This window comes from Tunturiibacter gelidiferens (genome assembly GCF_013410115.1).
Classification (GTDB): domain Bacteria; phylum Acidobacteriota; class Terriglobia; order Terriglobales; family Acidobacteriaceae; genus Edaphobacter; species Edaphobacter gelidiferens.
Genome location: NZ_JACCCV010000002.1, coordinates 1296977 through 1309804, shown reverse-complemented (window position 1 = coordinate 1309804; position 12828 = coordinate 1296977). Strand labels below are relative to the sequence as shown.

General features: G+C 58.2%; 11 protein-coding genes. 6 read left to right on the top strand and 5 right to left on the bottom strand.

The features are described 5' to 3' along the window. Positions 1-562: 562 nt before the first annotated feature. Both HDF12_RS17520 and HDF12_RS17515 read left to right on the top strand, forming a co-directional pair. Positions 563-4315 carry an Rne/Rng family ribonuclease gene (locus HDF12_RS17520; RefSeq protein ID WP_179585435.1) on the top strand — a complete coding sequence of 1251 codons (3753 nt, stop codon included), beginning with the start codon at positions 563-565 and terminating at the stop codon, positions 4313-4315. Between the two features lie 265 nt (positions 4316-4580). Then, on the top strand, positions 4581-5576 hold the full coding sequence (locus tag HDF12_RS17515) for a hypothetical protein (protein WP_179585433.1): 996 nt from the start codon (positions 4581-4583) through the stop codon (positions 5574-5576). Between the two features lie 89 nt (positions 5577-5665). Here the strand turns inward: HDF12_RS17515 and HDF12_RS17510 are convergent, their stop codons facing one another. The 5 genes from HDF12_RS17510 to HDF12_RS17490 form a co-directional block, all read right to left on the bottom strand. Next, entirely contained in the window at positions 5666-6058 is a 393-nt protein-coding gene (locus HDF12_RS17510; RefSeq protein ID WP_179585431.1) for a hypothetical protein, read from the bottom strand. A gap of 79 nt (positions 6059-6137) precedes the next feature. After that, positions 6138-7640, bottom strand: coding sequence for a glycosyltransferase (locus HDF12_RS17505; protein ID WP_257025809.1), 1503 nt, complete (start codon positions 7638-7640; stop codon positions 6138-6140). A 267-nt stretch (positions 7641-7907) separates the two neighbouring features. Then, positions 7908-8861 (bottom strand): radical SAM protein, encoded by a 954-nt coding sequence (locus HDF12_RS17500; protein WP_179585428.1) that lies wholly within the window; start codon positions 8859-8861, stop codon positions 7908-7910. A gap of 223 nt (positions 8862-9084) precedes the next feature. After that, complete coding sequence (locus HDF12_RS17495; RefSeq protein WP_179585426.1) at positions 9085-9483, bottom strand: hypothetical protein; 399 nt, start codon at positions 9481-9483, stop codon at positions 9085-9087. Between the two features lie 119 nt (positions 9484-9602). Continuing rightward, positions 9603-10061 carry a vitamin K epoxide reductase family protein gene (locus HDF12_RS17490; RefSeq protein ID WP_179585424.1) on the bottom strand — a complete coding sequence of 153 codons (459 nt, stop codon included), beginning with the start codon at positions 10059-10061 and terminating at the stop codon, positions 9603-9605. A 172-nt stretch (positions 10062-10233) separates the two neighbouring features. On the opposite strand from HDF12_RS17490, the gene HDF12_RS17485 reads away from it, so the two are divergent. The 4 genes from HDF12_RS17485 (at position 10234) to HDF12_RS17470 (ending at position 12795) form a co-directional block, all read left to right on the top strand. Continuing rightward, positions 10234-10899 (top strand): Bax inhibitor-1/YccA family protein, encoded by a 666-nt coding sequence (locus HDF12_RS17485; RefSeq protein WP_179585421.1) that lies wholly within the window; start codon positions 10234-10236, stop codon positions 10897-10899. 36 nt (positions 10900-10935) lie between these two features. Beyond that, positions 10936-11907 carry a metallophosphoesterase family protein gene (locus HDF12_RS17480; RefSeq protein ID WP_373563954.1) on the top strand — a complete coding sequence of 324 codons (972 nt, stop codon included), beginning with the start codon at positions 10936-10938 and terminating at the stop codon, positions 11905-11907. 76 nt (positions 11908-11983) lie between these two features. Next, positions 11984-12247: a hypothetical protein gene (locus tag HDF12_RS17475; protein WP_179585419.1), complete on the top strand. Its 264-nt coding sequence runs from the start codon at positions 11984-11986 to the stop codon at positions 12245-12247. Further along, positions 12244-12795 (top strand): hypothetical protein, encoded by a 552-nt coding sequence (locus HDF12_RS17470; RefSeq protein ID WP_179585418.1) that lies wholly within the window; start codon positions 12244-12246, stop codon positions 12793-12795. Before HDF12_RS17475 ends, HDF12_RS17470 begins: the two co-directional genes overlap by 4 nt. Positions 12796-12828 lie beyond the last annotated feature (33 nt).

Here is a 12828-nt window from a genome sequence, read left to right as displayed (position 1 = left end):
CGCAAGGGGTTACAGCTTTACAACAAAGGAATGTGAATGCCGTGTGGCTTTTGCAACCGCTTTAGTGCAATACTGTTAGCAACACCTGTTCGGCTGTAGATGCCGCTCAGTGTACCCCGCTACTCAGGCGCACGGTCGCCAGTCAGCGGCAACAAAAGACTTTTTAGAAGAAAAGGCCGGCCAGCCAGAGACATCGATCCGTTGGCCGGACAGGTTTTAGGGAATGATTGCATCCGGATGGCGAACGGCCCCGCCTCAAGTGTCTGATTTTGAGGTTGTTCTGGTCACAAACTCCGCATGTCTCGAATTGCTTGAAGCATCCCCCCGTGTCCCCGATCTACCCGGTAACGCCGAATCCGCCCTCGCCTTGAGTGCGCCCACGGCAGAGCTGTACTCCTACCTCGCACCGGTCGTCGAGTTCTGTTCACGAGCTTCCGCAGCCCGTAATCTGTCCGCTCCACGGTGAGCCAAACCTGGCCTCTTGGTCAGGCGAACTCCCGATTGTTCTCTGTCGCGTCTGCCGCTCGAACCTCATTGAGGTCGGGCAGAAAGAGCACAGCGAATGTCGAAAGAAATTTATATCTCCAGTACTCCCCATGAGACCCGTCTCGCCATCGTCGAAAACGACGCCCTAACCGAAATCTATTACGAGCGCGAGAACGAATACACCCTCGCCGGATCCATTTATAACGGCAAAGTCACGCGCGTTCTGCCAGGCATGCAGTCCTCCTTCGTGGATATCGGCCTCGAGCGCGACGCCTTCCTTTACATCACGGACTTCATGGAGGAGGCCGGGGACTCGGCTGACTTCGATACCAATGGCGACTCCGGCCGCCGCTCCGAGGGTCGGCGCAATGACCGTGGCAACGGCAGCGCCACCACCATCGAAGGCACGGTAGCCAGCCCTCCGGACCGCCTCGACCAGACCAGCGACTCCGGTGTTCGCTCTTCTGAGCGCACGGACCGCGGTGGCCGTGGCGACCGTGGCCGCGGTGGCAGAGGCCGTCGTGACCGCGGCGGCAACCGCGACCGCCAGCCCGTCGCCGACCCGCTCGCGCCCACGTCGCCGGATGACGCCTTCGATGCGCCGGTCGCCGACTACCTCTCTGCCGACCAGCCAGCGGAAAACATCATCACCGACCGAAACGATGGAGGCGAGATCGGCGAAGGAGCTCCCGGTGCCGATGGCAGCCGCCGCTGGCGTGGCCGTCGTGGCCGTCGTCGTGGCCGAGGCCCGTCTCAACGCGACGAGTCGCCGAACGTCGCCAGTGCCACTCCAGATAACGCCTCAGCTGAGGTCGCCTATGACGAAGACTCTTTCGACATCGACGGAGCCGCCGCACCTATCGCGCCTTCCAGTAGCCCGACTGCGCCAATCGCCTCTGCCTATGGGACCCCCGAGACGACCACCGCCTCTTCTGCGGAGAACGCAGACCGTGGCAATCGCGACCGGGGAAATGACCGTGGCGAGCGCAACGATCGCGGGGGACGTAATCGCGGAGGCCGCAACGACCGCGGCAATCGAGGTGACCGTGGCGGCCGTGATCGCGAGCCGCGCATCCCTCGCGGCTTCGCTCCAAAAACCTCGCTCTACGGCGTCGACGACTCACCCGCCTACGATCAGGCGCCTGAACTCGATGCAAACGCTCCAGAGCCCATCGTTCTCCCTGGCGAGTCTCTCTCCAAGTACCGCAAAGGCGGAGACGAGCCTGTAGCCGCGGCGTCAAAGCCTCTCGAGATAAACGTCATCGTCCCATCCGCGCCGGCATTCACCATTCCAGAGGGCTGGGATGGCGGATCGATACTTCCTGGCGAGTCACTCTCCCGTCATCGCCGCCAGGAGAATCGCAACGAGCCTCGCGCAGAGCCTCGCCAGGAGGCCCGTGCAGACCACCGCAATGCTAGCCCCGCGGCTTCACAGCCTCGCGCCGAAGTCGTTCGCGAAGCTGACGGATTCAGCGTCGCGGAGACTCTTGAGGAGCAGCCTGAGGTTCTTCTCGCCACGCATCCCGACCTCATCTCCCCCGAGCAACTTCAGCACGAGACACCGGCCGAGCCGGTCGAATACGAACCCACCGAAGCCTCTGCCTCCTATCGCATCGACCCGGCAGCTCCCAGCGAGTACCGCCAGAGCGCGCCAGTGCTCGATGCTCCAGAGGAGATCCAGCCGGAGACCTCGGCTGAGCCGCAAGCTTACGACCACAGCGCCGTTCACAGCATCACCCCGGGCCCGGACGAGCACGTTGCGCAGTTGCACGCTGAGTCGGCACCCGCTGAGTACGAACCATTTGACTGGCAGACCCCTGCAGTAACCCATGTCGAGTCTGCATCCGCTGTTCATGCCGAGACCGCACCTGCGCCTCACGAGCTGACCACGCTTCACGCCACCGGCGAGATGCACTCTGAGGCTCCGGTCGCGATCTTTACGCCCGAGCATGCCACCGAAACCGTCTCGCCGATTGAGCACGAGACTGCTGTCGCGAATCCAGCTGACAATGTCATCGCAGATGAAGCGGCTCCCCAGCACTTTGCGCCTGGCATCGGGTCACTCGAAGAGGAGACACTCGAGGAGGAGGACTTCAACACCACTCTCCACGCCAGCTCTATTGAAGAGATGGACGACTTTGAGGAAGAAGAGACCCTCGAAGGCGCAGCCGATCTCGGCACCATGATCCGCGAGATGTCCATCGACCAGATCACGCGCTCCGGCAACGTGGACGAAGAGGAAGAGGACGACCTCGAAGAAGAGGACGCTATCTACGATCCTCTCGTCGGCGATCTTGAGGACACTGACGAAGAAGACCTCGACGAATCCGACACCGAAGAAGATGTTCTGCATGAGGAGTTCGTTGAAGGCGATGAAGTAGCTGCCAACGGATTTGATCAGTCGCAGGCTGGTGCTGCGGCTCCCGCGACCGATCGCAATCGCGATCAGGACCGTGGCCGTGGCCGCCGTGATGGTCGTCGTGATGGCCGCCGCGGAGACCGATATGGCCGCGGCGATCGCAACGACCGTCCTCGCAACACCGGCGGCGCTGGCGACCGTGAGCGTGCCAGCGGCGGTGGTGGTCGCGATCGTCGTGGTGGCCGCAGTTCCATGCAGTCCACAAATCTCCCAGCCATCAGCGAGCTGCTCAAGCCAGGCCAGGAGATCCTCGTTCAGATCGCGAAGGAGCCGATTGCAAAGAAGGGCGCACGCATCACCTCGCACATTGCGCTCCCGGGCCGTTTCCTGGTCTTCATGCCAACCGTCAACCACACCGGCGTCTCCCGCAAGATCGACTCTGATAGCGAACGCCGTCGCCTGAAGGAGATTCTGCTCAGCGAGAAAGGCGAGGCTGCTGGCGGGTTCATCGTCCGCACCGCCGCATCAGGAGCCAGCGAAGAGGAGCTTCGCTCCGACCTGCGCTTCCTCCTCAACCTCTGGGCCGACATCAAGCAGCGCTCCGAGTCTTCGAAGTCGCCAGCGCTCATCTATCACGACCTCAATCTCGTTGAGCGCATCCTTCGCGATCAGGTTACGGATAACTTCTCCGCCATCTGGGTCGACAGCGAAAGTGAATACGAGCGCGTTCTGCGATTCCTGCAGCGCTTCCAGCCCTCGCTGATTCGCCGCGTGAAGCTCTACACCAAAGAGACTCCTCTCTTCGAGCAGTTCGGCATCACCGAAGAGATCAATAAGGCCCTCCGCTCCAAGGTATGGCTGAAGTCCGGCGGCTCCATCGTCATCAACCAGACCGAGGCCCTCGTCGCGATCGACATCAACACCGGCAAGTTCGTCGGCAAGACGGCGCGCCTCGAAGACACCATCGTCAAGACCAACCTCGATGCGATCCCAGAGATCGTCCGTCAGATTCGTCTGCGCGATCTTGGCGGCATCATCATCATCGACTTCATCGACATGGACGAGCGAAAGAACCGCAACAAGGTCATGGCTGCGCTCGAAGAGGAGTTGAAGACCGATCGAGCCCCTTCGAAGGTTCTTCAGTTCAATGACTTTGGCCTGGTCGCCATTACTCGCAAACGCGTCAAGCAGTCGCTGGAGCGCACGTTGTCCACCACCTGCAACATCTGCACTGGCACTGGCATGGTCAAGTCGCCCGTCACGGTCTGCAACGACATCTACATCGAGATGCGCAAGATGCAGAAGCACCTGGACCGCGGCGACGTGATGCTTCGCGTCAACCCCGAGGTTGTCAAACAACTCAAAGCGCCAGGCACCAAATGGCTTCAGGAGATGGAAGAGATGGTCGGCAAGACGATCCTCGTCAAATCCGATCCCAGCTTGCACCCTGAGCAGTTCGACATTCACTAGACCGCTGTTTCGGAGAGGAGCTGCGGGCTTTAGCCTGTGACGAGACTCCGAAAAAAGATCGATCCATGGCATGAGATACTACGGGCGTCCAACACCAGGACGCCCGTAACTATTCCTCCCTCAGCAGCTTATAGCAGAGGCGAAGTGTAAAAACTCTCGCGGTTTGTCATCCTAAACGACATTTCCTGCGTCTTACACAACAAGCGCGTTACAGTTGGGTTCAAGCCAATGAAGAACCTCACAGCACCAAGGGAGCCACGCAAAGATGCACACCACGATCATTGGGAATCGCCTACACCGTATCCTTGGCCGCACCGCGGCAATCACTTTTTTTGCTGCTGCAGGGAGCCTGGGCCTTCACGCGCAGCAGTCTGCCGGAACCGCATCACCCTTGCCGCCGGTTAATCTTAAGGCGAGCCTCGTTGCGCCGCTCAATCTTTACACTCCGGACGATCTCGGCTACAGCAGCAGCACCGGCAGCGTCGAGACCGCCAATGCCGTGGACTTCAACCTCAGCAGCGATGCCACACAGCCCCCACCGCGTCGTCGTTATAGCCGCCCAAACTACAACGACAGCCGAACCAACGCTGATGGGTCCGCGAAGTATACCTTCGTCGTTGGTGGCGGTCTGACGGTGCCCACGGGCCCCACCCACAGCGCACTTACGACTAGTTGGAAGGTCCAGGCCGGCGTCGGTCGCAACTTCAATAAGACCTTCGGCGTCATCGCCCAGTTCGACTACGACAACTTCGGGGTCAACACCAGCACGCTCAACAATCTGCTGGCGATCTACGACTCACTCGGAGTAGTAGATCAGAACGGCAATCCTATCTCTCAGCTAAGCGGAAATAGCCACGATTGGTCTTTCACTCTCAACCCGATCGTCAACTACTATACTTCGGACACTAAGGGCGCTTATGTGATCGGCGGCGCGGGTTTTTATCATAAGACAGCTAATTTCTCCACGCCCCTGCCCGGTATCTATTGCGATCCTTTCGGCTTTTGCTACCAGTATCTGGCCAATGCCACGATCGACAAGTACACCAGCAACGCATTCGGTGTGAATGGTGGCCTGGGCTTCACCTATAAGGTCTCTCGGTTCGCTTCCACGCGATTCTTCGTTGAGGGCCGCTACGTCTACACGTTCAACTCTCAACGCCAATTCTCCTACGGCGACGCAAACGGCAACGGATTCAACGTCTTTCCGCAGAACAGCGCAAAGACGAGTTACATCCCGATTACCTTTGGTCTGCGTTTCTAGCGGTTACCCACGAAATCGAGTTGCAAGAAGAGAGGCGCATTGCCTCTCTTCTTTTTTAAGATTCTGACGTGTAACTATTTAGCGTCTCTTCAGGGAGCGGACCATCGCAGCCGAAGAAAAAATCCCGCACTCACACCGACCACTGTTGCAACGCTCATCAGGATCTGATGGCCAACCCCACGCTGACGCATCTCCCACGCATTCAGCCACAACACGCCGATGAGAACGGCCATTAAAGCTATCCCGCCAATCCACGGAGAGTGCTCTCTCCCGAGGACAAGCGCTGTCATATAGCCCCCCACCGTTGTGCACACCAGCCACACCCCATCCTGCAGAAACTTGTATCTTGACGTGATTCGGAAGTCCCGCGCGACCAGATCGGGCGAGGCCGTAGTCATGGCAAAGGTTGCCGCCATCGACAGGCCCACTGTTACCAAATATCCAAGAACGATCGCAAGTAGAAGAAAAGCGCCAGTAATCATGAACCCATTCTGGTCTCCTGCGCTGCGGACCGGCAGCTTTTTCGGAGACATCGACAGCCAGTCTATCAGTCTCGATCGTCTAAACGCCCACGGGATACGGCTTCTCGTGCATCTCCTGGTCGGGGTCGCGGCTTCGTTCAAACCGCCCTTGCAACAGGCTCAACAGGCCTGTGTACCAGTAGCCAAACACAAACAGCACAAGAAACGGCACCGTAAAGAAGTTCTCCGTCGAAATGGCATAGTAGACGGTCCAGGCAAAATAGCATCCGATCGCCATCTCAATCCAGGGAATCACGCCCAGTCGTTTGCGATACACCTTCGCCTGGCTCTTCTCGCCCTTTTTCTTCACGCTGTACTTAGGCGTCCTCGCAAACGCGCTCTTCACTCCGAACAGCGCCTCCAACACAGCCTTGGTATTGGTGATCGTCAACCCGACCCCACCCAACGCCATGACAAACGGCACATAGATGATCGATTTGTACCAGCTCTTCGGATAGAGCTCCTTCTGGCTCACCATGTAGAACGTTGAAACCGACATCGTGCTGGCGATGAACAGAGGGAAGTCGATCAGCAGCATCTGGATGTAGCCTTGCCAGCTGCGGATAATCATCGCGGGCATCAGCAAAACACTCAGCACAATCATGAGTGGATAGCTGATATTCGCTGTAAGGTGATACCACGCCTCGAGCTTCGTATGCCAAGGAGCATCGCTCTTCAGCACCCGCGGCAAAATCTTTTTCCCTGTCTGGATCAGGCCCTTTGCCCATCGCGCCTGCTGCGTTTTGAACGCAGTCATCTCGATCGGCAGCTCCGCCGGGCACTCCACATCCTGCAGATACTTGAACTGCCACCCCACCAACTGCGCCCTGTAGCTCAGGTCTGTATCCTCAGTGAGCGTGTCGTGCTGCCAACCACCCGCGGTTGAGATCGTCTCTCGCCGCCACATCCCCGCCGTGCCGTTGAAATTAAAGAACACTCCGGCGCGGCTTCGTCCCCCATGCTCGAGCACGAAATGCCCGTCCAGTAGAATCGCCTCGACCTGCGTCAGGAAGCTGTAGTTCCGATTCAGGTGGGTCCACCGCGTCTGCACCATGCCGATCTCCGGTTGCGCGAAGTGGTGAATCACCTGCATCACCCACTGTCGCGGAGGCACAAAGTCTGCATCGAAGATCGCCACAAACTCGCCACGAGCGACATCGAGACCCTTGTCCAACGCTCCCGCCTTATACCCATGCCGGTTGCTGCGATGCAGATACACAATCGGCTGCGGAGCCATTCCGACGAATCCGCGCGCGTAGCGCTCGACAATCTCCCGCGCTACTCCGGTGGTCTCATCGGTTGAATCGTCCAGCACCTGAACCTCAAACCGGTCTCGCGGATAGTCCAGTCTGCAGACCGCCTCAATCAACCGCTCGATCACGAATTGTTCATTGAAGATTGGTAGTTGAATCGTCACGAAGGGCAGCTGCCCTTCAGCGAACCGCATGGGCGGCTCGCTCCACTTTGCTGCGTTTTTTTTGTTTTTGAAGTAAAGCCACACCAACTGATAGCGGTGAATCCCATAAAACGCCAGAATGATCATGACGATGAAGTAGGGAATCAGCATCGCTGTATCGAACGCATTCCATCGATACAGGTGCTCAAACGTCTTGTCCGCGTAGTGCGTCTTCCAATAGTGACCGAAGCCCTTTGGACCGACCAGCAACCCGAGTTGGGACGTCAAAGTTTGAAGAGAAAATTGCAGGTCGTTGCTCCACGATAGGTTGGGGTACCCAACCGATTCTACGCGAATCACTGCTTGAAATCAGGTTAAGACGGCCGTACTTCAGCAAGAGACAGCGACTGCCCCTTAATTCAAAAACATGGTCCGGAAGACCGTATCGCGTTGAACGGGCTTGAACCCTGCGTCGCGAATCACCTGCCGTAGCTGCTCCTCGGTTGCCGCGTTTGCACCCTCGGCGAGCATCACGCTGCCTACATCGTTGCCGCCGAAGCGTAGACCCACCTGCAGCACTTTGAGTCCCTGGGTCTCCAGGTTCGACTGCACGTTCTCGATGTTGTCGAGGTACATTCGCGAGATCGCCAGCGTCTTCAGATACTCGACCGCCGTCGCCTCCTCAAACCCCTGCATCGACGCGGCTTTTGGTGCGAAGGCCCACGGCGTGAACGAGGCAAACCCCCTCGTCTCTTCTTGCAAAACGCGAACTGCCTCCAGGTGATTGATGCGGTGCTCCATCGTCTCGCCGCAGCCGAAGGTCATAGTGGCAGTGGTCTGCATTCCGAGCTTATGGGCCGCGCGATGAACTGCGAGCCAGTCCGCCGTGGGCCGCTTTGTGCTGGTGCCTTGTTGTACCGCGTCGTCTAGAATACCCGCGTCATCACCGGGGATTGAGTCGAGTCCGGCGTCGTGGAGGCGTGCGATGGTGTCCTCTACGGGGGCTCCAGTTTGCTCTGCGATTGAGAGGATCTCGCCGGCGGACAGGGAGTGCAGCCAGATAGCAGGGAAGCGCTGTTTGATGCTGCGAAAGAGCCCGTCAAACCAGGAGATTGTAAGCGCCGGGGTTACCTCGCCCTGGAGCATCACGCCGTGACCGCCCCGCTCGACTACGTTGGAGATCTGGTTGCAGAGTTGATCAAAACCCGCGCCAGCTGCGGCTTGCGTGTAGGTTACTCTTCCGTCGATCGCATAGCTTACTACGCCCTCGGGGTGCAGACGGCGGCGTACGGCGTCGGCCTCCATTCCAATCCCAATCAGATCATCGCTGCGAAAGCAGTCCAGCGCTTCGTTCCGGCTAATTCCCATGCTTCAATTCTACGGTTTTTGACGGAAAAAATTCTGGATGAGGGAAAAGGCGTTTTTTCACGGCTATTTTGCGTTTTTTGGTGTGTTTGCTGTGGTGAAAACATGGTGAAGTTGTGGTGAAATGCGTGGCTAACGTGGTGTTTTAGCCGTCACTTTTTCGATGTCGAAAAATGCGCCACGTTTGCACGTTTATTTTTCAGCCGGAAACCGATCCCATAGTCACTTATCGCTGAAGCAGCCTAACCAGAAGAACAACGACCATCGAGACGAGTGCAATCAGGATAGGAATGCCGGCCTTCAGCCACATGCTGAACGAGGCCACCTGTTTTTCGAGCGCCTCCATCCGGTGTTCGTGCTGTTCCATTGAGAGCTGCGCGCGCTTCACCCCTTCGCCTACTTCGGTGATCTGCGCGCTCTGGTCCTGGAGTTGGCGGTAGAGCCCCAGATGAGCCTTCGTGACCTGTCCGAGGTCGCCGCGAACTCCTTCGGCCATGGCCAACATCGCGGCCTCGTTTGCCTTTTCGGCGGCAGCCTTGGACGTGAAAAACCTGTCTGCCATCGGCACCAGCCGAGAGATGTGAGGCAACAACTCAACTAACTGCGCGAATACCTTTGGCCACATACGCTGCTCCGGTCTTTCTCTTCTTATCGTTTTATCGTTGCTACAGCAGCCCAAACCGATTCCTAATCCTAGTCCAGACGCGTCCTTTGCTGATCCGTGCCGAAGCTATTTGGAGACTTCTATGAGGTCAGCGCCGAGCGCTTCTGTCGCCATTTCATTACGAGCGCAACGACTGTGACCAGCAGAATGGCTGTCACGATTCCCTGCGACCATAGGCAGTAGATGCACCACTTCTGCAGGACGTACGCCTCGATGTAGCTTAGAAACGCGGCGAAGAGAAAGCCCACCTGGGCGAACTCGAAGACCAGCCACCAGCGGCCCATGAGAGCGAGTACGCCAATCGCTGCATAGCCCGCAATCCCCAGCATTGCCACGGGAATATGCGATCCCGCCTTTGGGTCTTCGTCAAAGGTACGCGGCGGAAAGACGGCAAACCGGCTGTGATTGACTGCGCCGCAGTCGAATTTTTCGGTCACAGCACAGGGCGGAGCCAGGGCGGGGTCCATATAGTGAACGCGCAACGCCATCGTTGAAACGACAATTCCTGTAACTGCCAGCAACGCAATCAGATACTTCATAACTTCGATTTTACTTCGTGAGGTTGCCGAAGGCGACGAAGGGCCGTCTTTGAATTTGATGGCATGTAGTTCGGGCTTCGGACGTTGGACCGGTCATGGTTAGGGGCGCGTATCATAGAGATAGGCGAGACACGCCCGAATAAAGCTTCAGGGCTTGCCGCGGAGAGATGAGATGATTGACAACCGCTTGAACATGAACGGGTATCCCACCACGCTCGAGGGCGCACGCGAGGAGACTGCCTCGTTGCTCGCGAAGGTGCTGGGCATTACTTCGTTAGGCTTTCTGATCACGGCGTTCGGCGTTGCGACGGCTCCTCCGTGGAGCACGCTGCCGGGGATGATTGCGGTGCTTGTCCTGGTTCTGGCGATCACCTTCACCCGCAAGGCGAGTCCGGCGCTTGCGCTTGGGCTGTTTCTTACGCTGACCTACTTCATGGGTTGGGAGATCGGCCCGCTGATTCACCGCTACGTTCAGACTGTTGGTTCGGCCGTGGTCTTCAACGCGGCGGCAACTACCGGTCTGGGCATGGCTGCCATGGGATGCGTCGCGTATCTGTTCAATATCAACTATCGACGCATCGCCGGTATCGGCTTCGCGGCTCTGTTGCTGCTCATTATCGCCGGTATCGCGAGCATGTTCTTCCACTTTATGACGCCGGACACCTACTCCTGGCTGACGCTGGGGATCTTCACGCTGCTCACGGTCGGCGACTTCGCCCGCATTCGTGTCGGCGGCGATGGCCGGTCTGCGGTCTCGCTTTCGCTGTCGATCTATCTTGATGCGATCAACATCTTTCTTGCAGTCTTGCAGTTGATGAGCGGACGCCGCAGGAATTAGTGCAGATTCGCTTGATCAACTGAAGATACGCTTTGGGTGGATCTCGCGATTTATCATGAAGCCGTGAACTCAACCAATCGCAGACAATTTCTCACGATGCTTGGTGCTACCGGTCTTTCGGCCGCCGTTGCGCCTTCGCTTCTTGCTGCACCAGCGCCGGTCCGTGGACAAGTTCGTGAGCCGTTTACTTTCCTGTTCGTTACGGATGCGCATCTCCAGCCTGAGTTGAACGGAGTTGTCGGTACGGATATGGCGTTCAAGAGAGCTCGCGCGGTCAAAGCCGACTTTGCCATCAACGGCGGCGATCACGTCTTCGACGCGCTCGGCGTACCGAAGCAGCGCGCCCTCACCCTCTTCGACCTCTACGACAAGACCGAGCAGAACCTCGGTGTGAAGGAGTATCACACCGTCGGCAATCACGACGTGCTTGGCATCTACCCAGCGAGCGGCATCGCGCAGGATGATCCGCTCTACGGCAAGAAGCTCTTCGAGCAGCGCTTCGGCAAACTGTACTACTCTTTCGATCACAAGGGTCACCACTTCATCGTGCTGGACTCGATCGGCATCACGCCGGACAGGGCCTACGAAGGCCGTATCGATGCGGCACAGTTACAATGGCTGGCGGCCGATCTCGCCGGGTTGCCTGTTGGAACCCCTGTCATCGTCTCAGTGCATATTCCACTGGTCACTGCGATCGCAGCGTATATGCCAGAACCTGCTGTTGCGCCAGCGCATCACGGGATGAGCGTCGCCAATGCAAACCAGGTTCTGGATCTGTTCGCCGGACATAATGTGCTTGGCGTTCTGCAAGGCCACACTCACATCAACGAGACGGTTGTGTGGAAGGGCGTTCCGTACATGACCAGCGGAGCGGTGTGCGGCAACTGGTGGCATGGCACACGTCTCGGCACGCCCGAAGGCTTTACGGTCGTCACCGTCGCAAACAACAAGCTCACGACACACTACGAGCCCTCCGGCTTCCAGACGATCTCACCGCAAAACACTTAGAGAAGCACTCGCGTCGGTCGGAGTCCTTGCAGATGGACTTCCGCGATCCATTGGTTACCGTGGTACATTGGTACACGTGGCAGAATCGAAAAAACTCGTTGAGATTGAGCGGATCCAGACGGGCGTCCGCATGGAGAAGCGGCTGCTGAAGGTGCTGAAAGCCGTAGCCGAGCTGAAGGACATGAGTCTGGGGGATCTGCTGGAGGGCATTGTGCTTCATGCCTTCGAGGGTAAGTCCGCGTTCTCTCCGCAGACCATGAAAGAGATCGAGAAGTTGAAAACTATCTATGGCCTGACGCTGCGCGCGTCCGACAGCCATCGATTGAAGGAGCGCAGATGAAAACACGCACGTTACTTCCTCTGGTACTTGCAACGGGCGCGATGAGCGGAGGCCAGCATGCTGCGGTCGCGCAAGCAACTGCGGCTCCCGCTCATGTCAGCAACAGCTTTCGGTTTGTCGTGCCGGCTCCGCTGAAGCGCGCCTCGGCGCTCTTTGGCCCGGAGGGGGAGCGATGCTGGGCGGGCGAGCACTGGAAGCCCGAGTTTATTCATCCTCAGCTGGCGGAGGACATCCAGGGGGCTATCTTTACAGTCCAGCATGGTCCGCACAAGAGCGTGTGGGTCAATACGATCTTCGATCCTGCTGGCGGCCGTATGCAGTATGTGTCCTTCATTCCTGAGACGCTCGTCTTCACCGTCGATGTGCGTCTCTCTGTGCTCACTCCGGCGACCACGAAGGTAGAGGTGACCTACGTTCGGACTGCGCTCGACGCGTCAGCGAATGAAGACGTGGTGGCCATGGGGAAGCGAGATGGAGAGAGCGGGCCGGAGTGGCAGAGGGCGATTGAGGACTGCCTAGCGGCCGAGCGAAAGACTGTACAGCGCTAATCGGCTGATGGATGCGGCGACCGCACGGGTTTG

Excerpts from the sequence above, each read along its gene's own strand:
- HDF12_RS17520 (WP_179585435.1), top strand. The coding sequence starts at position 563 with ATGTCGAAAGAAATTTATATCTCCAGTACTCCCCATGAGACCCGTCTC.
- HDF12_RS17515 (WP_179585433.1), top strand. The coding sequence starts at position 4,581 with ATGCACACCACGATCATTGGGAATCGCCTACACCGTATCCTTGGCCGC.
- HDF12_RS17510 (WP_179585431.1), bottom strand. The coding sequence starts at position 6,058 with ATGATTACTGGCGCTTTTCTTCTACTTGCGATCGTTCTTGGATATTTG.
- HDF12_RS17505 (WP_257025809.1), bottom strand. The coding sequence starts at position 7,640 with ATGATCATTCTGGCGTTTTATGGGATTCACCGCTATCAGTTGGTGTGG.
- HDF12_RS17500 (WP_179585428.1), bottom strand. The coding sequence starts at position 8,861 with ATGGGAATTAGCCGGAACGAAGCGCTGGACTGCTTTCGCAGCGATGAT.
- HDF12_RS17495 (WP_179585426.1), bottom strand. The coding sequence starts at position 9,483 with ATGTGGCCAAAGGTATTCGCGCAGTTAGTTGAGTTGTTGCCTCACATC.
- HDF12_RS17490 (WP_179585424.1), bottom strand. The coding sequence starts at position 10,061 with ATGAAGTATCTGATTGCGTTGCTGGCAGTTACAGGAATTGTCGTTTCA.
- HDF12_RS17485 (WP_179585421.1), top strand. The coding sequence starts at position 10,234 with ATGATTGACAACCGCTTGAACATGAACGGGTATCCCACCACGCTCGAG.
- HDF12_RS17470 (WP_179585418.1), top strand. The coding sequence starts at position 12,244 with ATGAAAACACGCACGTTACTTCCTCTGGTACTTGCAACGGGCGCGATG.